This window comes from Diaphorobacter sp. LI3, assembly GCF_022807955.1.
GTDB classification, from domain to species: domain Bacteria; phylum Pseudomonadota; class Gammaproteobacteria; order Burkholderiales; family Burkholderiaceae_C; genus Diaphorobacter; species Diaphorobacter nitroreducens.
On sequence record NZ_CP094346.1, the window covers coordinates 2,026,752 to 2,051,063 of the forward strand.

The following is a 24,312-nucleotide window of genomic DNA, read 5'->3' on the forward strand; positions in this document are numbered from 1 at the left end:
GTCAGGCCAGCACGTGACGCACCACGAACACCGTGGCGGCGCCGGCACCGATGAAGGTCAGGGTGGCGGCCAGGGAGCGCAGCGACAGGCGCGACAGCCCGCACACGCCATGGCCGCTGGTACAGCCCGATCCCAGCCGGGTGCCAAAACCGACCAGCAGGCCGGCCAGCACGATGACCAGCGGGTTGCTGGGCATCTCCATGGGTGGTAGGGGGGCGATGAGCTGCCAGACCAATGGCGCCACCACCATGCCGATCACGAAGGCCGCACGCCAGCCCCAGTTGGCAACGCTGGCCCAGCTGCTGCGCTGCAGCAGCGCGCCCACGATGCCGCTGATGCCGGCGATGCGCCCCAGCAGCACGATCAGCAGCGCCGCGGCCAGGCCGATCAGCATGCCGCCGGCCAGCGATGACCAGGGGGTGAACGAATTCCAGAGGATGGTCATGGGATCAAGCTCCTTGCTTGCAGAAAAGGCGATGGATGGCCTGCATCAGCTGCAGTGCGCGGTCGTCCGCCAGTTGGTACCAGATGAATTTGCCTTCACGGCGGGTTTGCACCAGCCCGTCGCGGCGCAATACGCCCAACTGCTGTGACAGCGTGGGCTGGCCGATGCCGGTGAGCTGCTCCAGCTCGCCCACGGTGCGCTCGCCTTCGGTCAGCTGGCACAGCAGCATGAGCCGGTCTTCGTTGCCCAGCAGCTTGAGCATGGTCACGGCTTCGCCCGCATGGGCGCGCATGGCGGGCAGGTCCAGGGTCGTGGCGTCGTCAATCATGATGGAGGTGCAAGACAATATGTTTTCATATAATATATCAAAAAATAAACTGTTGTTGGTTGGTGGTGCTGCTTCGGCACTTCCGTCTTCATTGCGAAAGGACCTTCATGCCCCACGCCTCCATGCATATCGAGCCCTTCTTCGACCCCGTGACGGGCACCGTGAGCTATGTGCTCGCAGACACCGACGCCGGCCAAGCGGCCGTGATCGACCCCGTGCTGGATTTCGAGCCGAAGTCCGGCACGCTGACCAGCGCCTCATCGGACCGCATCATTGAATACGTGCGCCGCCAGGGCTGGCAGGTGCAGTGGATCCTGGAAACCCACGCACACGCCGACCATCTCTCGGGCGCGCAGCACATACGCCACCACCTCGGCGGCAAGGTCGCCATCGGCGCGCACATCCGCGCGGTGCAGCAGCTCTTTCGCAGCGTGTTCCATTTCGAGCGCAGCTTCCTGCCCGACGGCAGCCAGTTCGACCACCTGTTCGAGGACGGCGAGACCTTCCATGTCGGCGGGCTGGAGCTGACGGCGCTGCATGTGCCGGGCCATACGCCTGCCGACATGGCCTACCGCGTGGGTGACGACGTGTTCGTGGGCGACACGCTGTTCATGCCCGACGTGGGTACGGCCCGCGCGGACTTTCCGGGTGGCGATGCCGCCACGCTGTACCGCTCCATCCAGCGCCTGCTGGCGCTGCCCGCGCACACCCGACTGCACATGTGCCACGACTATCCGCCCGAGAACCGCGCACCTGCCTGGGTCAGCACCGTGGCAGAGCAACGCAGCGGCAACATCCATGTGCACGAGGGCGTGACCGAGGCCGCGTTCGTGCAGATGCGCACCGCGCGGGACGCCACACTGGCGATGCCCACGCTCATCCTGCCTTCGGTGCAGGTCAATGTGCGCGCCGGCAAGCTGCCGCCCGCGCAGGACGATGGGCGTACCTATATCCAGCTGCCCATCAATGCGTTCCTGAAAGGGGCTGGCGCGCCGCAGGGCGTGTCGTGATGCCGGCGGCGCACCTCTTTGCGCCACTGGGCCGGGTTGCTAAGGAGCGGAGTGGCCGCTGATGAGCGCGAGGTGTTGGGCCAGCGTGGCAGCCGACAGCTCGCCCACGCGCACTGCGGCCAGGCGGCCCTGGCGGTCATAGAACAGGGTGGTGGGCAGGGCTTTGTGACCTAGCGCGCTACCCAGCTGGCCCGCTGAGTCCAGCAGCACATCGGCGGCCGGCAGGCGCTGCTGCGCCGCAAACCGGGCGACTGTCTCGGGCGGCTCCCCCTGGTTCACCCACAGAAAACGCACCTGTGACTGGGGCGACTGCGCCTCGCGCGCCTGCAGCATGACGGGCATCTCGCGCCGGCAGGGCGGGCACCAACTGGCCCACAAGTTCACCACCACGGGCTGCCCCTTCAGCTCTGGCAGGGCGACCGTGCGCGCATCCAGCGCCACGCCTTGCCATGAGGGCAGGGCGGCCTGCTCGCGCGGTGCCGTAGCCTGCAGCACGCCCCAACCCAGCAGCCATACGCCGGCGAATGTGGCCAGCCCGGCCGTGGCGCTCTGCCGCCATGGGCTGCGGCGCAGCCACAGCAGCGCGACATAGAGCAGCGCGGCGCCCAGGCCCGCCCAGGGCGACCACCCGCCGTCGCGGATGTCGAGCACAGCCACCGGCGCGCTGGCATACAGATCCGCATAGCGCAGCACGAAGCCCAGCCGCGCCGCGATCAGTGCGACCAGGGGCAGCCGCCAGCCATGCGGGCCGCCCGTCAGGCCACGCCGTGCGGCCAGTCGCTCATGCACCATCGTGCCCAACTGCCAGGCGCCCAGGAGCACCAGCAACATCCACGGCAGGACCAGTGGGCCCAGGTGCAGTACGCGGTCCACGGCGGCGTCAGTCCTTTGCCGCCGAAGAGGTCACCGCCAGCGCCGGAAGGCACAGCCGCGCCCGCAGGCCGGGCTGGGCCGGCTCCAGCGTCAGCGTGCCATGGGCGCTTTCGGCGATGCGGCGCACGATCGTCAGGCCCAGGCCGCTGCCGGGCGAGGAGCTGGACTTGCGCCAGAAACGCCGCAGCGCTTGCTCGCACTCCGCAGGGGTCAGGCCGGGGCCTTCGTCGCGCACACAGACTTCCACCGTGCCCGGGCCGGCAGCATCGGCTTGCCAGCGCAGCGTGGCACTCACAGGGGCGGGGCCCTGGTGATGGCGCAGCGCGTTGTCGATCAGGTTGGTGATGGCGCAGGCCAGCAGCGCGGGGGGCAGCGGTAGCTGTATTGCCTGCCAGGCTGCCGGGTCGGCGGGTATTTCTGCCGCGTCCAGCGGTGGGGAGGGCAACTGAATGCCCTCGTTCTCGGCACGCTGCAGGGACTGGCTGCAGGCCAGGCGGAAGGCCTGCGCGATGCCGGTGCCCACGGTGGCGCGCGCCTCTCCCGCGCTGGCGCTTTCCACGCGTGCAAGCTGCAGCAGTTGCTCCAGCGTGGCGTGCATGTGGTCAATGCCTTCGCCCGCTTGGCGCAGTGCGTTGGCGGCCTTGTCGGGGCTGGCGTTGTTGTTGCCCGCGGCAAGTGTCAACTGCGCCACCTGCACATGGGTCTTGATGGCGGTGAGCGGCGTGCGCAGCTCATGCGCCGCGTCGGCGGTCCAGCGGCGCTCGTGTTCCATGCTGGCGTCCATGCGCGCCAGCAACTGGTTCAGGCTGTCCACCAGCGGGGCCAGTTCCTTGACGTCGCGGCCCGACTGCACGGGCGTGGGGTCGTGGGGTGGGCGCTGCACCAGCTCCTCGCGCAGGCGCTGCAGCGGGCGCAGGCTGCGCGTGCCCATCCACCAGGTCAGCAGCAGGATGACGGCAAGCGCCAGCACGAAGGGCAGCACCAGCGTGCGCACGAAGGTCTGCACCAATTGGTCGCGCACATCCAGCCGGTCGGCGGTGGCCACGCGCACCCCCTTGTCCTCCAGCACATAGGTGCGCCACTGCTTGCCGCCCTTGGTGATCTGGCCAAAGCCCGCGCTGCCGGCAGAGGCCATGTCCGGGATGTTGTTGGTGCGCGCGATGGGCAGGATGTCCACTTCGCTGCGCACCAGGCTCACCTCGCAGGCCACGCCATCGCGGCCAATGACCGACAGCAGCGCATCGTTGCTGGCGCGCGGCGCTGCCGCCAGCTCGGCCTGCTGGAACTGCTGCACGATGCCCACCACCATCCGGGCCGATGCGATGAGGCGGTCGTCCAGCAGCGTGCGCAGCTCGCGCTGCATGTTGGTGAACTGCCAGATCGCCACGCCGCTCCAGACCATGCAAATGGTCAGGCTCAGGCCCAGCACCAGCCGAACCCGCAGGCTTTGCATAGGTCGTGCCGTCATGCCGCACCGCCGCAGTAGCGCGCGCCCAGCCGAAAGCCCAGGCCGCGCACGGTGTCGATCACATCGGCGCCGAGCTTCTTGCGCAGATGGTGCACGTGCACGTTCACGGTGTTGCTGCCCACGTCCTGGTCCAGGCCGTACAGGCTGTCATGCAGCTGTGCCGCGCTCAGCACGCGCCCGTGCGCCTGCAGCAGGGCCTGCAGCAAAGCCCATTCGCGGCGCGAGATGTCTATCGCCACGCCGTTGCGCGTGACTTCGCCGGTGGCCATGTTGACCTGGCAGTCGCCCAGCGCCAGCAGGTCGCTGGTGCGCCCGCCCGCGCGGCGCAGCAGGGCGCGCAGGCGCAGCACCAGCTCCTGCAGGTCGAAGGGTTTGGTCAGGTAGTCGTCGGTGCCGGTCTGAAAGCCGGCCACCTTGTCCTCGATGGTGCTGCGCGCGGTAAGGATCAGCACCGGCAGCGCCAACCCCTTGGCGCGCCACTGGCGCAGCAGGCTGATGCCGTCGCCATCGGGCAGGCCTAAGTCCAGCACGCAGGCATCGAACTGGCGACTAGTCATGTGGGCCTGCGCCTGCGCCACGCTGCCCGCGGTGTCGCTGGTGAAGCCGTGCAACTCCAGCCCGGCCTGGATGCCGCTGGCCACCAGTGCGTTGTCTTCGACGATCAGGATGTGCATGCGGCCCGCTTGGCAAAAGCCCGCATTCTAGGAACGGCGCGTTATCCCCACATTAACGGCGCACCCGCTGCGTCGGTATCATTGACTGTATAAACGCACAGTCTTTTGTATGCCGCAGCCCGGCCCTGCGCCCGCACCGCACCGCTTTTACTACCTGCACAACTTCCAGCGTGCGCTGGACTGGCTGCACACGCGCTATGGCGACCTGCTCGGTGTGGACGACCTGCAGTTCCTCACCGACTTTCGGCAACTGCCCCAGGCCGCACAGGCCCTGCTGGTGCGCATGGTGATGCGGCGCGGGCCGTGGTTTCGCGCGAGCAAGCTGGCCTATGACGAGATTCCCGACACGCGCGACGCCGCCGCGCCGCTGCTGTCGCGGGGCTGGCTGTGCGCCGATGCGCCCCTGGGTCTTTTGGAGCTGTTCGCCTTGCATACCAAGCGCGAGCTGCTACAGATTTTGCAGGGCACTGCGCTGCACCCCACCATGCGCAAGGCCGAGATGCTGCAGGCCCTGGCCGACCGCGCTGACCTGCGGCAGCCCTACGCCGCCTGGCACCCGCATGCCGACGAGCCCGTGTGGCAGGTGACGGTGGGCGCGCGCTGCGAGCGCTTGCGGCTCATGTTCTTCGGCAACCTGCACCAGAGCTGGGCGGAGTTCGTGCTGGCCGACCTGGGCGTGTTCCGCTACGAGGCCGTGCCGCTGGACGCTGCCTCGCGCCCGTTCCAGAGCCCAGCCGATGTGGACACCTACCTCGCCCTCAGCGCCTGCCGCCAGGCGCTGGACGCGGAGGGCTTCGACGCCGCTGCGCTGCTGCAGGTCCTGGCCGCCGCGCACAGCGCCACGCCGTGGCTGGAGCAGCGCCGCGCGCGGGTCCTGCTGCGCGTGGGCCAGGCCTGCGAGCGTGCGCACGACTGGCCGCTGGCCGCACAGGCCTACGCCGCCAGCCGCGCCCCCGGTGCGCGCCACCGCCAGATACGCGTGCTGGAGCGCATGCAATGCTCCGATCAGGCTCTAGCCCTTGCCCATCAAGCGCTGGCTGCTCCTGAAAGTGAAGAAGAACACCAGCGCGTGGCGCGCATGCTGCCGCGTCTGCGCCGCAGCCTGGGGCAGGGCGGCGGGCCGCGCCGGCCGGCACTGGCCCCGGCCGTGGCCGCGCTGCGCATGGACGTGGAACTGCCCGCGCCCACGCCGCCCCAGTCGGTGGAGCACGCGCTGCGCGCGCACTGGCACTGCGCCGAGGCGCCGGTGTTTTATGTGGAGAACATGCTCGTCAACGCGCTGTTCGGCCTGCTGTGCTGGCCGGCCATCTTTGCGCCGCTGCCGGGCGCGTTCTTCCACCCCTTCCAGAGCGGCCCGGCCGACCTGGGCGCGCCCGACTTCGTGGCGCGCCGCCAGGCCTTGTTCAACGCCTGCCTGGCCGAGCTGCACGACGGCCGCTACCGCGCCACCATCCTGCAGCGCTTTGAAGAGAAGCACGGCACCCAGTCGCCCTTCGTGGCCTGGGGCGCGTTGAGCGCCGAGCTGCTGGCGCTGGCGCTGGACTGCATTCCGCCCGCGCACCTGGAGCGGCTGTTTGCCCGGCTGCTGTGCGACGTGCAGTCCAATCGCACCGGCCTTCCCGACCTGGTGCGCTTTTGGCCCGGCCGCCCGCCCGGGGCCGAGCGCTATGCGCTGGTGGAGGTGAAGGCCCCCGGCGACAAGCTGCAGGACAACCAGATCCGCTGGCTGGATTACTGCGTGGCGCAGGGCATTCCGGTGCAGGTGTGCCACGTGCAGTGGTGCGCCCCGGCATGACGCCCGCCCCGCGCCCCCAGGTGGTGGCCGTGCGCGCGCTGTGCGAGTTCACGGCCCGCACGGGCGACCTGGACCTGCGCTTCACCCCCGCCCCCAGCGCGCTCGAAGGCATGGAGGGCCACCGCGCGGTGCAGCAGCGCCGGGGCGCCGGCTACGAGGCCGAAGTGCCGCTGACCGGCACGTACGACCACCTGACGGTGCGCGGCCGCGCCGATGGCTGGAACGCGGTGCTGGGGCAGCTCGAAGAAATCAAGACCTACCGCGGCACGCTGGACAGCGTGCGCCCCCACCACCGCGCGCTGCACTGGGCCCAGGCCCAGGTGTACGGCCACCTGCTGTGCCAGGCGCGCGGGTTGGCGGGGCTCAAGCTCGCGCTGGTCTACGTGCACGCCACCACCCATGCCGAGACCGTGCTGGTGCAGGAACACACCGCCGCCGCGCTGCAGGCGTTCTTTGCCACGCAGTGCCAGCGCTACCTGGCCTGGGCGCACAGCGAGGCCGCGCACCGCCAGGAGCGCAACGCCGCCCTGGCGCGGCTGCGCTTTCCGCTGCCCGCGTTCCGCGCCGGGCAGCGCGAGCTGGCCGTGGCCGTGTACCGCACCGCACACCCCAACGCAGAGGGTGCCAGCGCCCCCGCCGGGCGCTGCCTGCTGGCCCAGGCGCCCACCGGCATCGGCAAGACCCTGGGCACGCTGTTCCCGCTGCTCAAGGCTATGGCGCCCCCGGCCACGGTGCCCCCGGTCATGGTGCTCCCGGCCACGGTGCCCCCGGCGATGACCACGCCAGGGCAAGGCGGGCCGGCTCCGGCCGCTGCCGCATCCGGCGCCGCCGCCGATGCGGTGGCCAGCGGGGACACGGAAACCATCAAAAAAGAGAGCGCGCCACGCTTGCCCAGCGGCCTGGACAAGCTGTTTTTCCTCACCGCCAAGGGCACGGGCCACGGCCTGGCGCTGCACGCGCTGGCCCAGTTGCAGGACGCGCTGGCACCCCACGCGCCCGGCACGCCGCTGCGTGTGCTGGACCTGCACGCGCGCGACAAGACCTGCGAACACCCCGGCAGCGCCTGCCATGGCGATGCCTGCCCGCTGGCGCGCGGCTTCTTTGACCGGCTGCCCGCCGCCCGCGCCGCCGCCGTGCAGCAGCCCGCGCCTTGGGATGTGCCCGCCGTGCGCAGCGTGGCGCTGCAGCACGGCATCTGCCCCTACTACCTGTCGCAAGAGCTGGTGCGTTGGGCCGACGTGGTGGTTGCCGACTACCACTACTACTACGACAGCGCCGCCATGCTCTACGCCCTCACGCAGCAGCAGGGCTGGCGCGTGGCCGTGCTGGTGGACGAGGCCCACAACCTGCTGGAGCGCGCACGCAGCATGTACACCGCGCCGCTCTCGCCCTTCGAGCTGGCCGCCGCGCGCCAGGCCGCCACCGGCCCCGTGAAGAAGGCGCTCGACGCGCTGCACCGCCAGTGGAACGCGCTGAACAAGACCGTGGGCCAGGCCGCAGAAGACGCTGGCACGCCGGGCGCACCCGGCGCACTGCACACCGGCGCCACCGCACCCGCGCACCCCCTCGCCGCCACGCCCACCTACCAGGCCCACACCACCGTGCCGCCCGCGCTGCTGGGCGCCGTGCAGCGCGCCGTAGGCGCCATGGCCGAGGCCCAGGCCGACCAACCCCTGCCGCCGGGCGACGCGGTGCTGGCGTTCTACTGGTCGCTGCTGCACTTCCAGGCCCTGGCCGAGCAGTTCGGCCCGCATGCGTTGTTCGATCTGCAGCGCACCGCCACGCCACCGCGCAGCCACAGTGGCCGGGCGCGCACACCCGCCACCACGCTGTGCATCCGCAACGTCATGCCCGCACCGCACCTGGCCGCGCGCCACGCGGCGGCGCAGGCCACGGTGCTGTTCTCGGGCACGCTCAGCCCGCCGCAGTTCTACCGCGACCTGCTGGGCCTGCCGCCCGACACCGCCTGGCTGGACGTGGCCGCCCCCTTTGCCGCCCACCAGCTGCAGGTGCGCGTGGCCCCGCACATCTCCACCCGCTGGCGTGACCGCGAGGCCTCACTCGCCCCCATCGCCGATCTGGTGGCCGCGCAGTACGCGCACCAGCCCGGCAACTACCTGTGCTTTGCCAGCAGCTTCGACTACCTGCAGCGCGTGGCCGCCACCCTGGCCCAGCGCCACCCGCAGGTGCCCCAATGGCAGCAAACGCGCGAGATGGACGACGCCAGCCGCGCCGCCTTCCTCGCCCGCTTCACCGAAGGTGGCCAGGGCGTGGGCCTGGCCGTGCTGGGCGGCGCCTTTGCCGAAGGCGTGGACCTGCCGGGCACCCGCCTCATCGGCGCCTTCATCGCCACGCTGGGCCTGCCGCAGGTGAACGCGGTGAACGACGCCATGCAATGTGCGCTGGACGAGGCGATGGGCCCTGGCCAGGGCTATGCCTGCACCTACCTCTACCCCGGCCTGCGCAAGGTGGTGCAGGCCGCCGGCCGCGTGATCCGCACCGAACACGACCGGGGCGTGGTGGTGCTGATGGACGACCGCTTTCAGCGTGCAGAGGTGCGCGCGTTGTTGCCACGGTGGTGGCTGGTGGGGTGAGGGGCTGGGTTCGGATGGGGGCAGCACGCGTGCCCGTCCTACCGAAAGGCGCTGGATGCTATGAATGTGGTAGCTGCTAGCGCTTATATAAATGGCCTTGGCGGCCAATTTAGTTGATAAATCCGGAGGGTTTGATTCCCGAACCGGCTTGAAGGGAAGGCTGATTTTTCAGTGAAATGCTCAGGAAGCGCTGAGCAAAGACTCCGCTTCAAAGGCTGTGGGGCAGCTTGCGGCCAGAAGCCGACGCTCGATAAGGAGGACTTATGGCGAGCTATGGCATGCATGGAGGCTCGATAAAGGTACGCGCCTGGTAAGCTGTGCCACTTGATTCTTAGCTACAGTGCTCAGTCATGAACATCCTTCTATTTCTCGGCGGGCTTTTCTTGCTGGTCATGGGTGCCAGCTTGTTGGTGCGAGGCTCTTCCAAGCTGGCCCTGTCGTTTGGCATCAGTCCGCTGGTCGTGGGACTGACGATCGTTGCGCTCGGCACAAGCGCACCCGAGGTTGCAGTCAGCGTGGGGGCCGTGCTCGATGGGAAAACCGACATTGCCATTGGCAACGTGGTGGGCAGCAACATATTCAACGTTCTGTTCATCCTTGGCATCAGCGCGTTGATTGCACCGCTGGTGGTCAACATTCAGCTGATACGCCAGGAGGTACCGATCATGATCGGTGCATGTTTTCTCTTGCTCGCCTTGGGGTTGGACGGTCAACTTTCGTTTTTCGATGGCGGTTTTCTCTTCGTGCTGCTGGTGTCTTACACAGTGTTCCTGATCGTGCAGTCACGGCGCGAAACCCAGCTCGCCAAGGACGAATACGCGGGTGAGATCAAACCCTCTGCCCCCGGCGCCTGGGACGATCGGTTGCCGGTTCAGTTGCTGCTGATTGCCGCTGGCCTAGCTGCGTTAGTGTTCGGCTCCGAGTACCTAGTGCAAGCATCGGTGAGTTTCGCAAAGGCCATGGGTGTGAGCGACCTGATCATTGGGCTGACCATCGTTGCCGCTGGTACCAGCATGCCCGAGGTTGCCACCAGCATCGCCGCAGTCATCAAGGGCGAACGGGACATCGCAGTGGGCAATGTGGTGGGAAGCAATACCTTCAACATTCTGGGCTGCCTGGGTGTCTCGGGCCTAGTGTCGGGTGACCTGGGGTTGGACATGGCTCCATCGCTGCTGGCCTTTGACATCTGGGTCATGGTGGCAGTGTCGTTTGCCTGCCTCCCCGTGTTCATGACTGGTCGCGAGATCGCTCGCTGGGAAGGCGGGGTCTTTCTGGGCTACTACGTCGCATACGTGGCTTACTTGATCATGGCCGCGCAGCAGCACGATGCGCTGCCAGCATTCTCGGGCGTCATGCTCAGCTTCGTCGTACCGCTGACGGTCGTGACGCTGGTTGTTGTGTTGATCCGCCGCCCAGTAAAGAAACGATAGAGCACTAAAACTTTGCCCTCTATCACTAGCTAATGCCTGCTATGGGTCGAAAGCCGCTGCTGATAAAAAAAGCCCATCGCAGTTGCGCTGGGCTTTTCCATTCAGTGCACCTGCGCCCGCAAGCGCCCAGTGCTCAGCACCCGGCAGGCATCACACCTTCCGCACCTTCACGGGCAACCCCTGCCGCACCACGGCCCCCGACACCCAGTCGATCCACACGTTGTCCTTGGCGGGCCGGGTGGGGTCGGCAAAGCCCAGCGCGTTCAGGTTCACGCCGTTGCCGTGCTGCGGGTTGTGGGCCATGGGCTTGCCGTCGACGGTGTGAACGGCGGCACCCAGCTGCTTGTGGCCGTAGCCGTATTCGATGGCCAGGGCGCCCTGGGCGATGCCGCTGCGCACCAGGGCCACGCCCTGCAGCTTGGCGCCGGGGGTGCTGACCTCGATGCGGTCGCCGTTGGCGATGCCCAGCTTGGCCGCATCCTCCTTGTTCAGGCTGATGGGGTTGTGCGGGTGCACCTGGCGCAGACGGCTGGCGGCAATCGACATGCTGCTCATCAGGTTGGACTTGTAGCTGCTCATGGTCAGCGGCCAGTCCTGCTCGGTGAAGCGCTCGCGCATGCTGCTGCCGTCGGCAAAGCGGGTGGGGAACCAGGTGGGGCAGCCCACGTAGCGCTCGCCGGTCATGGAGTGGCGCATCTTGGCCAGGCCTTCGTGCCACAGCTGCACCGGGAACTTGTAGGCGGCCTTGATCTGCTCGCCCTTCCAGGCGTCTTCGATCTTGTCGAAGCGCCCGCCGCGGCTCATCACCATGGCCACGCGGCGCACTTCCTCGGGCTTGAGGCGCTTTTCCACTTCGGGCATCCAGCGGGTGACGCCTGTCAGGGCGATGTCGTCGTCGCTGGCTTCGGGCACGGGCTTGCCGGCCTGGTAGGCGATGTTGCACATGCCGCGCAGGTAAAAGTCTTCGGCGCTTTCCAGGTCGAGCGGCTCGCCGTCCTTGGTGCTCATCGCGCCCTTGCCAAAGCCGGGCAACTGCAGCTGCTTGGCCACGGCGAAGACGAAGCTCTCAAAGCTCACCGGCTTGCCGTCGGCGGTCTTGGCGGTGGCTGCCTCCACGGTGGGCCAGCGCACGGTGCTGCTCTTGGCGATCACGTCGGCCCAGGGGGCGCCGATGCCCCAGCTTTCGTACGTGACGGTGTCGGGCACGATGTAGTCGGCCAGGGCCGAGGTCTCGTTGATGAACGGATCGACCGAGACGAACAGCGGCAGCTTCTTCGGGTCCTTGAGGGCGCTGACCAGCGTGTTCTCAAAGCCGCAGATGGCGTACACCGGGTTGCTCATGTGGTTGATCCACGCCTTCACCGGGTAGGGGTAGCCCAGCAAGCCGGCGGCCAGCATCTCGCTGGAAATGCCCCCGGGCGCCGGGTACCACGGTGCCTTGGCGGGGTAGGGGTTCTGGCCGGCTTCCTTCTTGCGCTTGAACTCGCTGGTCTTCTCGTACGGAAAGCGCGTGCGCGACAGCGCCACGCCCGTGGCTTTGACCGCGCCCTCGAACTGCGCGAAGTTGTAGCGCGGGCCAGGGCCGAAGGGGCCGAACGGACCGGCGTCCAGCACCCAGCCGCCCTTGACGTTCAGGTTGCCGATCAGGTTGTTCAGCATGGCGATGGCGTAGGCGGTGTAGAAGCCTGCGCCGCTCATGGTGCCGCCGTGCGAGTTGGCCACGGCCTGCTTGCCGTGGCTGGTGAATTCGCGCGCCAGGTCTTCGATGTCTTTCACCGGCACGCCGCACAGGTCGGAGTATTCCTGCAGCGTCTTGCGGCGCGCTTCCTCGCGCAGCTTGACGAACGAGGTGCACACGGCGATCGGCGCGGGCTCCTCGGTGGCGCCCGCGGCCTTCAGGGGCGTGAATTCGCGCTCTACCACCAGCTCGGCCGGCTGGGCCACGGTGTGGGGCACCAGCTTGAAGCCACCCTGGCCGTCGGCCACCTGCACCACGTACACGTCTTCGGCCGGGGTCTTCTCGTCCACCGGCTCGGGCATGGGCAGGCCCAGGTCGGCGCCGCGCAGGAACTGGCCGTAGCGCGGGTGCTTGGGGTCGTTGATGAGCAGGTGGGTGGCGTTGCTCCAGCTCGCCTCGCCCGCGGCGGCCATGGCGGCCGGGCCGGGCTGGGTGAGGTACTTGGCGTCGTAGCGCTCGTTGTCGATGATCCAGCGGATCAGCGCCATGGCCAGCGCCAGGTCGGTGGCGGGCTTGATGGGCAGCCAGCGGTTGTTGTCGCCGGCCGCGTGGCTGGACGACATGGGCAGCACGGGCGACACCACCACGTAGCGGTAGGTGTTGTCGTCGCGCGAGCGGGCCTCTGCCAGCTCGCGCCCCATGCGCTGGAACGGGTTGCCCGACTGTGCCGGCGCCGTGCCCAGGAACAGGCCGAAACGCGAGTTCTTCCAGTCCGGCTTGCCGTGCGGCATGCCGGGGATGTTGCCCAGGGCCGCCGCCGTGCCCACGCGGTAGGTCTGGCCGCAGTAGGCGCCGTGGTTGGACACGTTGACCGTGCCGAAGGACTGGCGCGCAAAGCGGTTGATGAGCGGGGTGCGGCCTTCGTTGGAGGCATCGGTCACCAGCAGTTGGTTGGCCTTGGGGCCGTACTCGGGGTTCTCGGGGTCGATCAGCGTTTGCACGTCGCGGATGGCGGCCAGGCCGTCCACGTGGCCTTCGCCGAACAGGTCGCCGCCCTCGCAGATTTCCTTGACCAGCTGTTCCAGCGAGATGCTCTTCCACTGGCCAGAGCCGCGCGGGCCCACGCGCTTGAGCGGGGTGAGCACGCGGTGGGCAGCGGTCTGGTGCTCCAGCATGGCGGAGCCACGTGCGCAGCTGGTGGCGCGGCCTTCCAGGCCGTTGTCGCCGCCCAGCAGGGCGTACACCTCGCGCACGGGCGTTTCCATGGGTGCGTGGTGCGTGGTGGCCAGCGGGTGGTAGGGGTTGCCGGCGATGCGGATGATTTTGTTGTGCGCGGTGTCCACGCGCACGCGCACGCCGCACTGCGTCCAGCAGCCCAGGCAGCTGCTGGGGCTGACCACCTGGCCCGGCTGGGTGGTGAGCTGGCCGGTCACGGGGTCGATGCGGAACTCGGGCGTGAGCGAATTGCCACGCGTGGCGCTCTTGGTGGCGATGCCGGACGTGCCGGTCACCAGGCCCTTGGCGCCCTTGGCCACGGTTTCGCCGTAGCCGGCGGCAAAGGCCGCCAGGCCACCGGCCACCGCGCCGCCGCGCAGCAGCAGGCGGCGGCGGTTGGCGTCGGGGTGGGCCTCGGTCTCGGGAGAGGAATGCGGTTTCTTGTCAGTCATGGTCTGTACCTTCAAGGGCAGCGCCAGCGGGTATCACTTCAGTATTGATAGCTGCTCGCGCTTGCTGATATTGCGTTAAAGGCCGATTTGTCTATGAATTTCAAGCGGCGGTGGCCGTGGGTGCCTTGCGGGCCGGGAACAGCTCCAGCGCCCAGCTCGCCAGCCCGACCAGTGCCACGCACAGGCCCGCCACACCCACCATGCCCAGCAGCCCGTCGCCGCCCAGGGGCATGTGGTACAGGTACAGGCCCGCGCCGAACTTCGGCACGCCCTGCACGCCCATGAACAGCGCCCAGCGGAAGGCCCAGGCGGCGGCCGCCAGACCCAGGCCCAGCACCAGCGTGTAGCCCTTGGTATGCAGGCGGTGGCGCCCGCGCAGCAGCGCCCCCAGCACGGCGGCGCCACCGACGGCCGAGCCGATCATCGTCAGGCGCCACACGGGGAAGTCGTTCCACAGGCGCAGTGCGGCGTTGAACGAGGGGCTGTCGCCCGCCATGCCGCTCGCGGCCCAGGCCAGCGCCACCACCAGCAGCGCGCCCGCCAGCGCCAGGCCCATGCCGCGCAGCGTCTGCAGCGCTTCAGCGCCGGGGCGCAGCGCGGCGGGCAGGAAGCGCTCCAGCACGAAGGCCGCGCCCACGGTGGCCAGCCAGCCGGTCAGCGCCAGGTTGACGGGCACCCACAGCGTGTTCCACAGCGGGCGCGAGCGCACCACCATCATCTCGGCGCCGGTATAGACCGAAATGGTGAGCGCAGAGAGCACGAGCAGCGGCGCCAGCAGGCGCATCCAGCGTGTCTTGCCCAGCCACCAGGCGGCGCACATCGCCACGCTGAGCGTGACGAACACCGGCAGCAGCAGCGCGCCGACCGACATCCACGACCAGGGCGTGAAGTGCGCATAGAAGTGCCAGAAGCGCGCGGGCTGGTGCAGGTCGGCCAGCAGCGACACGGGGGCGGCGATGGCGCTGACGGCCAGCGTCAGCACGGCCGCGGGCAGCAGCCGCTGCAGCGTGCCGCTGTCTTTGCCCCAGGCGCACAGCGCGGCCAGGATGGCGGCGCCGGTCGCCACGCCGACCAGGAAGAAGTACTGCACGGCCCAGGGCAGCCAGGCCGCCTCGTAGTGCGGGGTCAGGAGTTCGATGATTTGCATGGTGCGCTCCTTGGGGTTCAGTGGTCGGACAGCAGGCGCACGCTGGCCTGGCCGTCCACGCCGTTGACGAACTCATCGGGCAGGCCGATGTAGAACACGCGCGGCGCAGTGTTCATGCCGGGCTTGAGCACCTTGAGGTCTTCCTTGTGTTCGGCCATGCGGCGGTTGATCTCGCTGCCCTGGTCGTTCAGGTCGCCGATGACGCGCGCGCCGCCCACGCAGCTCTCCACGCAGGCGGGCAGCAGGCCGGCCTCCAGGCGGTGCTCGCAGAAGGTGCACTTGTCGGCGGTCTGCGTCTCGTGGTTGATGAAGCGCGCGTCGTACGGGCAGGCCTGCACGCAGTAGCCGCAGCCCACGCAGCGCTCGTTGTCCACCAGCACGATGCCGTCGGTGCGCTGGAAGGTGGCCTGCACCGGGCACACGGGCACGCAGGGCGGCTCGTCGCAGTGGTTGCACAGGCGCGGCAGGCTGACCATGGCGGGCGCGCTGCCGTCATCCTTGTCGATCTCGTACTGCAGCACCGTGGTGCGGAACTGGTCGATGGGCGGCTGGTTTTCCACCGAGCAGCTCACCGTGCAGGCTTGGCAGCCGATGCACTTGCGCAGATCCACCAGCATGCCGAAGCGCTTGCCCTCCATGCCGGGGCGGCGCGGCGGCTGGCCCGGCGCGAAGGGTGTGGCGGCCTGGCTGGCGCCGGCCAGGCCAAAGGCGGTGGCCAGGCCGACGAGTTCTTGCAGGAAGGTGCGCTTGCCGGGTTGCGGCGCGGCGCAGGCGGTGGGGGAGGGTACTTTTTGACATAAATACTGGCGGTCTCAAATCTGAAGTGCAACACCGCTGGTTGATATTCAATGAATGGTAGCGGAGCTTTTCTCGGCGATAGCCGCCATGAATCGCTGAAAAGCCTGGTAGGGAGAATCCCAGCCGAGAGTCTGACGAGGACGGTTGTTCATCAGATCGGCCATGGAGTCCAGCGCATCCTGGTCATGCATGCTCAGGTCTGTGCCCTTGGGCATGAACTGGCGCAGCAGCCCATTCGTGTTCTCACAACTGCCTTTTTGCCAAGGGCTGTGCGGATCACAAAAGTACACCCGCATGCCAAGGGCTTGGGCGAGTTCCTTGTGCCGGGCCATCTCCTTGCCCTGGTCGTAGGTGAGCGTCTGGCGCATCGGCTGTGCGATCTGGCGCAGCTTGTTGGTGAACGCGGCCAGCGCACTGTCTGCGGATGCGTCAGGCATCTTGCACAGCAGCACCAAGCGCGTTGAGCGCTCTACCAGCACACCCACCGCCGATTGGTTGCCAGCACCCTTGATCAGATCCCCCTCCCAATGCCCCGGGATCACGCGATCATTGACCTCGGGTGGGCGAACATGGATAGAGACCATGTCTGGAATCTGACCACGCCGATCAGAGCCTGCTGAACGCGGGCGGCGTGTACTCTTGCCTTGGCGCAGCAGTGCGATGAGCTGGCGGCGCAACTCACCGCGTGGGTATGCATAGATGGCGGTGTAGATGCTCTCGTGCGAGGCATGCATGGTTGGGTCCTGGGGATACATGCGCTGGAGTGTGCGTGCAATCTGCTGGGGCGACCACAGCCAGCACAGCATGGTGGTCACAAGAGTCCACAACGCCCCGCAGCTGTGCAGCTTGGGGTATGGCTTGGCCTGAATGCGCCGCAGCTGGCACAGACGCTGCGCAGGCGCGCTGGCGTAACCGCCGTGGCAGGCGTTGCGCCGCAACTCACGGCTGATGGTGCTGGGGCTGCGGCCTTGAAGGCGGGCTATGGCCCTGATGCTCCAGCCCTGCTGGCGCAGCGATGCCAGCGTCACTCTGTCTTCTGGCTGCAAGTGCTCGTATCTCGTTCCCATTTGCGTACATTACCCTTGGTGAGGGTGTTGCACTTCAGATTTGAGACCGCCACTTTGAATATTTACTGCGTAGATGCATTATTCTCCCCGCATCCAGATTATCCGTTTGATTAACGTCAAATGACTTTGTTGATATTCTTCTTGGATTATTTTGGTTAAACTTTTTTAGTTTATTAATTGAAAATTAATGAAATATTAAATAATCCCGAGCAATTGCGTATGGAATGTGGAGCGGCCGCAAACGGCCATACGTGCGGGTTCCGGGCCCCGCGGGAAGTCAGCCTTCTGGGCTTGGGGATACGAATGCCATCCTGGGTACCAAAATCCGAAAATTGCCGATGAATGGGGCTCCATGTCGTTTCGTGTGGAAAGCAACACCGTCACTGGGGCATCGCCGGCGCGAACGGGCTGGCCGGCAGGTGCTTGAGCTTGGACATGCGCAGGTAGGCGATGGCGATGAAGTTCTGGCTCGTCCTGAAGCCGCGTGCGGCGCGCTTGGCCTGCTGCAGCAGCCCGTTCATCGCCTCGACGAAGGCGTTGCTGCGGTGATCGACCATGCTGCGCACCACCGCGTCGAACCGCTCCTTGAGCGTGGCGGCCAGCTTCTTGAACGGCTCGAGCCGACAGCGCCGCGCCCAGCTCAGCCAGGCCCTGAGGTCGGATGCGGCCTGTTCGATGCTGTTGTGCGCTGTGGCCCGCGCGTACACCTCGCGCAGCGCCATCTTCAGCCGCCACGCCCGCGCGCTCTTGAGCGTCGAGCGCTGCAGCCAGTGCATCGCCTGGATCTGGCGGGCGCTCCAGGTGCTGGGGTTGCGCCGCATGCCCCACAGCAGCTGCCTGAGCGTCTTGCGGCCGCCAGCGCCCAGCGCGGCTCGCACCGCCTGCGCGTCGGTGGCCATCTCCGCGCGGCGCACCTGGTCCATCGCATCGATGGCCATCGAGACGACGTGAAAGCGGTCGTAGCTGATCTGCGCCTGGGGCAGCGCCAGCGCCACGCCCTTGGCGTAGGCCGCGCTCATGTCCATGCACACGTGCCGCACCTGGGCGGGATCGCCGCCATGGGCCTTCAGATCCTCGGCGAACTCCACCACCGTGCGGTGCTCGCGCCCCTCGGTGGCCAACAGCAGCCGCTTGCGATCCAGGTCGTGCACGACGGTGATGTAGTGCTGCCCGCGCCGCAGGCTGGTCTCGTCGATGCCCACCGTGCGCACGCCGGCGAAGTCTTCCAGCGCACGCGCCTGCTCGACGTAGAACTCGATGCGCCGCCACAGCCGCTTGTCCTTGCAGCGCAGCAACTCGGCGGCCTGGCGCACCGGCAGGTCCAGGCACAAGGTCAGCGCCAGCGCTTCGAACGCCGCGGTGAAGCCCGAGCCCGGACGCGCCCAGGGCACGGCCACCTGCGTGGTCTTGCCGCAGGCACCGCAGGCCACGCGCGGCACGTCGCAATGCAGCCAGGCCTCGAACTGGAAGAAGTCCAGGTGCCGCCAGGATCGGCGCAGCCGGTCGTGCACCGGTTGCGTGGCCGCACCGCATGCCGGGCAGGCGAGCCTGCTGGTGTGGCAGCCGATCTCGAAGTCGATACGCCGCTTGGCGGTGTCGAGCCTGACGTCATCGACGACCCACGGCGGCTGCAAGCCCAGCGCGCTGGTGAACAGAGCTTCTACGGCAATGCCCATGGACTCATCCTCCTGATCAAACACGCCTCGTGGACATGTGCACAGGCCGGCCAGCGGCCTGCACACATGCCCACCGGGCTCGACGACCAGGAGTCATTGTGACTGTTGGGTTCCACACGAAATGACGAAGAGCCATGAATGGGCGGTGAGGCGATATGCCTCAATTGCCGCCATTCCGATTAAGAATATCGGTTATTGCCCGCGCCGGCGGAGTGCCTGTTACCCACAAGGGCCAGGGGCGGCGCTACAGTGGGGCGCATGGACGCTCACCAACTGCCGCTCGCCGGCGTGGAGCCCGATGCGCCACGCCCCAACCACCATCTTTTCTTTGCCGTGCTGCCCGAGCCCGGAGCGGCGCAGGCTGCGGCCGATCTGGCGCAGACGCTGATTGCGCGGCACGACCTGCAGGCGCAGGTGCGCGCGCAGCGCCTGCACGCCACGCTGCTGTCGCTGGGGTGGGAGCCTGCGCTGTCGCCCCGGCATCTGCAGTGGGCGCGCGACGCGGCGCAGCAGGTGCGGGCGAGGGCGTTCTCGCTGCGGTTCGATCGGGTGTTGAGCTTTCGCCGCGCGCCGCAGGCCAAGCGGCCCTGCGTGCTCTGCGGCCCCGCCGACGGGCAGCAGGGTTTCATCGCCTTGTATGAGGCGCTGCACACGGCGCTGTGGTCGCAGGTGCGGGGGCTGGACGGCGTGCCCCATGCGCCGCACATCACCCCGCACATGACGCTGTGCTACAGCCGCCAGGCCGCGCCCGAGCAACCCGTGCCGCCGCTGGAATGGACGGTGCGCCGCTTCGTGCTGTTGCACAACCTGCGCGGCTCGCCCGGCCCTTACGAGGTGTTGGGCGAATGGCCGCTGGCGGATTGATTGCTATCGTTTATATAGCTGTTGGCGCTTGATGGATAAGCGCTAGAGGCCAATTTACCCTGGCATCACGCCATGGTCATCAGGCTGGCATTGCCGCCTGCCGCCGTGGTGTTGATGCTGACCGCGCGCTCTAGCAACAGGCGCAGGGGCGCCTGCAGCGCATCGGCGGGGCCGTCCACCGCCGTCACGCCCACGATGGGGCCGGGGCGCAGGGCCACGCGCTGGCATTCCACGCGGCGCGTTTCCGGGCTGCCGCTGTGCAGCACGGCGTCGTAGCCCAGGCCATCGCCGCGCCAGTCGGACACCAGGGCGATGCGCGCCTGCACCTCGCTCGGCAGTGTGGCGCACAGGGCCTGCGCGTCCTGCGGCCAGAGCGCAAGCGCGCCCGCGGCCAGCACCGCGCTCAACTGCAGCAGCAGCGCCTCGTCCGTGTCGGCCAGGCACAGCACGCGTTCGCGCGGCAGCAGCCGATAGGTGTTGCGCTCGCCGGTGGGGCCGGGCAGGGTGCAGGCCAGGCCCGCGCAACTGGCCTGCGCCTGGGCCGCGCAGGCCTGTGCCAGCGCTGCGTTGCCTTGCGCATGGGCCCAGTGCTCCAGCGCCGACAGCGGGGCGAGCAGCGCGGGCTGTGCGCTGGCGTCGGGCACCTGCACGGCCGTCGCCGCCAGCGCGCCGTGCGTGGCGTTGGCCGGGTGGCGCGACAGCAGGCGCAACAGATACAGCGGGCCGCCTGCCTTGGGGCCCGTGCCCGACAGGCCCTCGCCGCCGAAAGGCTGCACGCCGACCACGGCGCCCACCATGTTGCGGTTCACATAGACGTTGCCGGCCGTGCTGTGGGCCAGCACCTGGGCCACGGTTTCGTCGATGCGGGTGTGCAGGCCCTGGGTGAGGCCGTAGCCCGTGGCGCTGATCTGCGCGAGCAGCGCGTCCAGCTCGCCGCGCTCGTAGCGCACCACGTGCAGCACGGGGCCGAAGACCTCGCGCTCCAGCTCGGTGATGCTGTTCAGCTCGATCAGCGTGGGCGGCACGAAGGTGCCATGCGCCGTGCCCTGCCCACCGGCATGGCTTTGGAACACCGGCCGGCCGCTGGCGCGCAGGCGCTCGATGTGGCGCGCGATCGTGGCGCGCGCCTCCTCGTCGATCACCGGGCCTACGTCCACCGCCAGTTGCGTGGGGTTGCCCATGCGCAGTTCCTGCATGGCGCCGCGCAGCATCTCCAGCAGGCGGTCCGCGCAGTCGCGCTGCACGCACAGCACGCGCAGGGCGGAGCAGCGCTGGCCCGCGCTGTCGAAGGCCGAGGTGAGCACGTCCGCGACCACCTGCTCCAGCAGGGCGGAGGAGTCCACGATCAATGCGTTCTGTCCACCGGTCTCTGCGATCAGCGGAATGGGCCGGCCGCTGGCGTCCAGCCGTGCGGCCAGGCTGCGCTGCAGCAGCCGCGCCACCTCGGTGGAGCCGGTGAACATCACGCCCATCACCCGCGCGTCGCCCACCAGCGTCGCGCCCACCGTCTCGCCGCGGCCGGGCAGCAACTGCACGGCGGCGGCAGGCACGCCGGCCTGGTGCAGCAGGCGCACGGCCTGGCAGGCAATGAGGGGCGTCTGCTCTGCCGGCTTGGCCAGCACCACGTTGCCCGCGGCCAGTGCGGCGGCCACCTGGCCCATGAAGATGGCCAGCGGGAAGTTCCAGGGGCTGATGCAGGTGACCGGCCCCAGCGGCGGGTGGGTGGCGTTGTCGAAGTGCCCATCCACCTGCGCCGCGTAGTAGCGCAGGAAGTCCACCGCCTCGCGCACCTCGGCCACGGCGTTGGCGCAGGTCTTGCCGGCTTCGCGCATCAGCAGGGCCAGCAGGGCGGGCATATCGCGTTCCAGCCCATCGGCCGCGGCGCGCAGCAGCCGTGCACGTTCTGCGGGTGGCGTGGCAGCCCAGGCGGGCTGCGCCGCGGCGGCAGCCCGCAGCGCGGCGTCCACATCGGCGGTGGTGGCTTCTTGCACCTGCCCGACCACATCGGTGGCATCGGCAGGGTTGCGCACCGGGGCGCGCGGGCCGGTGGGAGCGCCGGCGGCGATGAGGGGTGTGGCTTCCAGCGGCGTGGCGGCGCTGGCGGCCAGCGCGTCGGCCACGCACTGCAGCGTGGGCTCGGCCGCCAGGTCCAGGCCCTGCGAATTGGCACGCGCCGGGCCGTAGAGCTGCGGGGGCAGCGCGATGCGCGGGTGCGGCAGGCCGGCGCCGCCTTCGGCGCGGGCCTCGGCATCCACCGTGTCCACGGGGTTGTCGATCAGCGCCTCCAGCGGCAGCGTGGCGTCGGCCACGCGGTTCACGAACGAGGTGTTGGCGCCGTTTTCCAGCAGGCGGCGCACCAGGTACGCCAGCAGCGTTTCATGCGTACCCACCGGGGCGTAGATGCGGCAGGGGCGCTCGGGCACCACCTGCTCGTACAGCGGCTCGCCCATGCCGTGCAGGCACTGGAACTCGTACTGGCCGGGGCGATAGTCCGCGGGGCCCGCCAGCTCATAGATGGTGGCCAGCGTCTGCGCGTTGTGCGTGGCGAACTGGGGGTACACCGCGTCGGGTGCGCCCAGCAGCTTGCGTGCGCAGGCGATGTAGGAAATATCGGTGTGCGCCTTGCGCGTGTACACGGGGTAGTCCGCCAGGCCATCGACCTGGGCGCGCTTGATCTCGCTGTCCCAGTACGCACCCTTGACCAGCCGGATCATCAGGCGGTGGCCGCTGCGGCGCGCCAGATCGATGCAGTAGTCGATCACGCGCGGGCAGCGCTTCTGGTAGGCCTGGATCACGAAGCCGATGCCCTTGAAACCCGCGAGGGACGGCGCATGGCACAGGCGCTCCAGCAGGTCCAGCGACAGCTCCAGCCGGTCGGCCTCTTCGGCGTCGATATTCAGGCCGATGTCGTAGCCGCGCGCCAGTTCCGCCAGCTGCAGCACGCGCGGGTACAGCTCGTCCATCACGCGCTGCCACTGCGCGCGGGCGTAGCGCGGGTGCAGCGCGCTGAGCTTGATGGAGATGCCGGGCCCTTCGTACACGCCGCGGCCCGCGCTGGCGCGGCCGATGGCGTGGATGGCATCCACATAGGACTGCATGTAGCGGTCGGCGTCGTGCCCCGTGAGCGCGGCCTCGCCCAGCATGTCGTAGGAATAGCGAAAGCCCCGTGCCTCCAGGGTGCGCGCCTTGCCCAGCGCCTGTTCGATGGTCTCGCCGGTGACGAACTGCTCGCCCATCATGCGCATGGCGACGTCCACGCCCTTGCGGATCAGCGGCTCTCCCCCGCGTGCGGTGATGCGGCGTAGCGCATCCTTCAAGCCCCCTTCGCTGTGCGTGGTCACCAGCCGTCCGGTGAGCAGCAGGCCCCAGGTGGCCGCATTGACGAACAGCGACGGGCTCTTGCCCAGGTGCGCGGCCCAGTCGCCCGTACCGATCTTGTCGCGGATCAGCGCGTCGCGCGTGGCCGCGTCGGGAATGCGCAGCAGCGCTTCGGCCAGGCACATCAGCGCCACGCCTTCTTGCGAGGACAGCGCGAACCGCTGCAGCAGCCCCTGTACCAGGCCGGACCGCCCGCTGGCATGTTCGCGCTGGCGCAGCCCTTGCGCCAGGCGCAGGGCACGCGCCTGGATGTCCTGCGCCATGGCAGCGGGCAGGCGCGCCTGCGCCAGCAGCGGCGCCAGTGCCTCAGGCTCGGGCGGGCGGCAAGCCTGGGTGACCGCCAGGCGCAGCGGGTCGGTGTCGCGGGGGCGAGGGGAAAAGTGGGCGGCGTGGGGGGCGGCGTTTGTCATGGGCCGCATCATCCTTGGGTGAATGGCGAATGAATCACTAAAATCGGCAAGCACCACCGAATTTTTGCTCAATGACCGGCCAATTCCCCACTGATCTGGATCGCATCGATCGCAGGATATTGAAGATCCTGCAAGACGATGGGCGCATCTCCAACCTCAAGCTGGCAGAGACCGTGGCGCTGTCGCCCACTGCCGTGCTCGCGCGCGTGCAGCGGCTCACGCGCGAAGGCTACATCCTGGGGTATGAGGCGCGGCTCAATCCCCTCAAGCTGGGCGCGGGCATGCTGGTGTTCGTGGAGGTGCTGCTGGACCGCACCACGCCCAACGTGTTCGACCAGTTCAAGGCCGCGGTGCAGGTGCATCCCGAGGTCATGGAATGCCACATGGTGGCCGGCGGTTTCGACTACCTGCTCAAGACGCGCTGCGCCGACATGAATGCCTACCGCCAGTTCGCCGGCGCCGTGTTGTGGCAGTTGCCCGGCGTGCGCGAGACGCGCACCTACGCGGTGATGGAAGAGGTCAAGCACTCCAACCACCTGTACCTGGGTTGAAGCCCCTCGGTACGGAAGACGCAACGCCCGCGTCGTGCGGGCGTTGTGTTTTCCCATCAGCCCGCCGGGTACAGCGATTGGCGTTCCCTGTGTTGTGTCGATGTTTCGTTGCGCATCTCATCGATCACCTGCTGGCGGGTCTTGGTCGAAGCCGTTGAGGGTGCCGGTTCCGGAAAGCTGCTTTCCCCATAGGACAGGCGGCCCTGTCGCACTGCGGTCTCGGTTTCTGCCCTGACTTGCTCACGGGTCCGATCACTCTTGAAGTGCTCGGGGTGAACGACCACGCCCGCTTCGTTGTTGGCAGAGTGCCAGTAGCCGGCAGATGCCATCGTTGGCAGACCGAGTGCTGCGACGGCAGCCACGCTTGCGATCACGGAGAAAAGGGGAAGTCGGCGATTCGTCATGTTCAATATCCTGTGTTGGTTTGCCGGAGCGTGCATATCCCGCCCTTGCGCAGGG

General features: G+C 68.3%; 18 protein-coding genes. 6 read left to right on the plus strand and 12 right to left on the minus strand.

The genetic code is table 11. The features are described from left to right. Position 1: 1 nt before the first annotated feature. Both MRB47_RS09440 and MRB47_RS09445 read right to left on the minus strand, forming a co-directional pair. Complete coding sequence (locus MRB47_RS09440; protein ID WP_123676436.1) at positions 2-445, minus strand: YeeE/YedE family protein; 444 nt, start codon at positions 443-445, stop codon at positions 2-4. Between the two features lie 4 nt (positions 446-449). Further along, on the minus strand, positions 450-773 hold the full coding sequence (locus MRB47_RS09445; protein WP_047349308.1) for an ArsR/SmtB family transcription factor: 324 nt from the start codon (positions 771-773) through the stop codon (positions 450-452). Between the two features lie 107 nt (positions 774-880). Here MRB47_RS09445 and MRB47_RS09450 point away from each other — a divergent pair, with 107 nt between their 5' ends. Next, complete coding sequence (locus tag MRB47_RS09450) at positions 881-1,783, plus strand: MBL fold metallo-hydrolase (RefSeq protein ID WP_015913015.1); 903 nt, start codon at positions 881-883, stop codon at positions 1,781-1,783. 39 nt (positions 1,784-1,822) lie between these two features. Here MRB47_RS09450 and MRB47_RS09455 read toward each other — a convergent pair whose 3' ends face one another. Genes MRB47_RS09455 through MRB47_RS09465 form a run of 3 tightly spaced genes read right to left on the minus strand, consistent with a single transcriptional unit; the run spans position 1,823 to position 4,798 of the window. Continuing rightward, positions 1,823-2,656: a TlpA disulfide reductase family protein gene (locus tag MRB47_RS09455; RefSeq protein WP_011805638.1), complete on the minus strand. Its 834-nt coding sequence runs from the start codon at positions 2,654-2,656 to the stop codon at positions 1,823-1,825. 7 nt (positions 2,657-2,663) lie between these two features. Next, positions 2,664-4,124 carry an ATP-binding protein gene (locus MRB47_RS09460; RefSeq protein ID WP_015913017.1) on the minus strand — a complete coding sequence of 487 codons (1,461 nt, stop codon included), beginning with the start codon at positions 4,122-4,124 and terminating at the stop codon, positions 2,664-2,666. After that, positions 4,121-4,798, minus strand: coding sequence for a response regulator (locus MRB47_RS09465; protein ID WP_015913018.1), 678 nt, complete (start codon positions 4,796-4,798; stop codon positions 4,121-4,123). The genes MRB47_RS09460 and MRB47_RS09465 overlap by 4 nt, the downstream gene beginning before the upstream one ends. Before the next feature lie 109 nt (positions 4,799-4,907). Between MRB47_RS09465 and MRB47_RS09470 the strand changes: the two genes are divergently transcribed. From MRB47_RS09470 to MRB47_RS09480, 3 genes are all read left to right on the plus strand, one after another. Beyond that, positions 4,908-6,593, plus strand: a complete 1,686-nt coding sequence (locus MRB47_RS09470; RefSeq protein ID WP_252102546.1) for a VRR-NUC domain-containing protein — start codon at positions 4,908-4,910, stop codon at positions 6,591-6,593. Further along, positions 6,590-9,187, plus strand: a complete 2,598-nt coding sequence (locus MRB47_RS09475) for a helicase C-terminal domain-containing protein (protein WP_252102547.1) — start codon at positions 6,590-6,592, stop codon at positions 9,185-9,187. The genes MRB47_RS09470 and MRB47_RS09475 overlap by 4 nt, the downstream gene beginning before the upstream one ends. A gap of 350 nt (positions 9,188-9,537) precedes the next feature. Beyond that, the gene (locus MRB47_RS09480) at positions 9,538-10,617 is read left to right on the plus strand and encodes a calcium/sodium antiporter (protein ID WP_252102548.1); all 1,080 of its coding nucleotides are present in this window, start codon (positions 9,538-9,540) and stop codon (positions 10,615-10,617) included. Positions 10,618-10,767: 150 nt separating this feature from the next. On the opposite strand, the gene MRB47_RS09485 is transcribed toward MRB47_RS09480, so the two are convergent. The 5 genes from MRB47_RS09485 to MRB47_RS09505 all read right to left on the minus strand — a co-directional run bounded on the left by MRB47_RS09485 (position 10,768) and on the right by MRB47_RS09505 (position 18,650). Beyond that, the gene (locus tag MRB47_RS09485; RefSeq protein WP_252102549.1) at positions 10,768-13,962 is read right to left on the minus strand and encodes a tetrathionate reductase subunit A; all 3,195 of its coding nucleotides are present in this window, start codon (positions 13,960-13,962) and stop codon (positions 10,768-10,770) included. Positions 13,963-14,062: 100 nt separating this feature from the next. After that, entirely contained in the window at positions 14,063-15,109 is a 1,047-nt protein-coding gene (nrfD, locus tag MRB47_RS09490) for an NrfD/PsrC family molybdoenzyme membrane anchor subunit (protein ID WP_252102550.1), read from the minus strand. Positions 15,110-15,126: 17 nt separating this feature from the next. Continuing rightward, a complete protein-coding gene (gene dsrO / locus MRB47_RS09495; RefSeq protein ID WP_252102610.1) occupies positions 15,127-15,846 on the minus strand; it encodes a sulfate reduction electron transfer complex DsrMKJOP subunit DsrO in 720 nt (239 codons plus the stop codon). 108 nt (positions 15,847-15,954) lie between these two features. After that, the gene (locus MRB47_RS09500; protein ID WP_252100635.1) at positions 15,955-16,974 is read right to left on the minus strand and encodes an IS30 family transposase; all 1,020 of its coding nucleotides are present in this window, start codon (positions 16,972-16,974) and stop codon (positions 15,955-15,957) included. Between the two features lie 380 nt (positions 16,975-17,354). After that, positions 17,355-18,650: an ISL3 family transposase gene (locus tag MRB47_RS09505; protein ID WP_252101325.1), complete on the minus strand. Its 1,296-nt coding sequence runs from the start codon at positions 18,648-18,650 to the stop codon at positions 17,355-17,357. A gap of 258 nt (positions 18,651-18,908) precedes the next feature. Between MRB47_RS09505 and MRB47_RS09510 the strand changes: the two genes are divergently transcribed. Beyond that, positions 18,909-19,514 (plus strand): 2'-5' RNA ligase family protein, encoded by a 606-nt coding sequence (locus MRB47_RS09510; protein ID WP_172206682.1) that lies wholly within the window; start codon positions 18,909-18,911, stop codon positions 19,512-19,514. Between the two features lie 65 nt (positions 19,515-19,579). Here the strand turns inward: MRB47_RS09510 and putA are convergent, their stop codons facing one another. Then, positions 19,580-23,302 carry a trifunctional transcriptional regulator/proline dehydrogenase/L-glutamate gamma-semialdehyde dehydrogenase gene (putA, locus tag MRB47_RS09515; protein ID WP_252102551.1) on the minus strand — a complete coding sequence of 1,241 codons (3,723 nt, stop codon included), beginning with the start codon at positions 23,300-23,302 and terminating at the stop codon, positions 19,580-19,582. Between the two features lie 71 nt (positions 23,303-23,373). Between putA and MRB47_RS09520 the strand changes: the two genes are divergently transcribed. Continuing rightward, positions 23,374-23,853, plus strand: coding sequence for an Lrp/AsnC ligand binding domain-containing protein (locus MRB47_RS09520; RefSeq protein WP_011805624.1), 480 nt, complete (start codon positions 23,374-23,376; stop codon positions 23,851-23,853). 56 nt (positions 23,854-23,909) lie between these two features. On the opposite strand, the gene MRB47_RS09525 is transcribed toward MRB47_RS09520, so the two are convergent. Continuing rightward, the gene (locus tag MRB47_RS09525) at positions 23,910-24,257 is read right to left on the minus strand and encodes a DUF4148 domain-containing protein (protein ID WP_015913030.1); all 348 of its coding nucleotides are present in this window, start codon (positions 24,255-24,257) and stop codon (positions 23,910-23,912) included. Positions 24,258-24,312 lie beyond the last annotated feature (55 nt).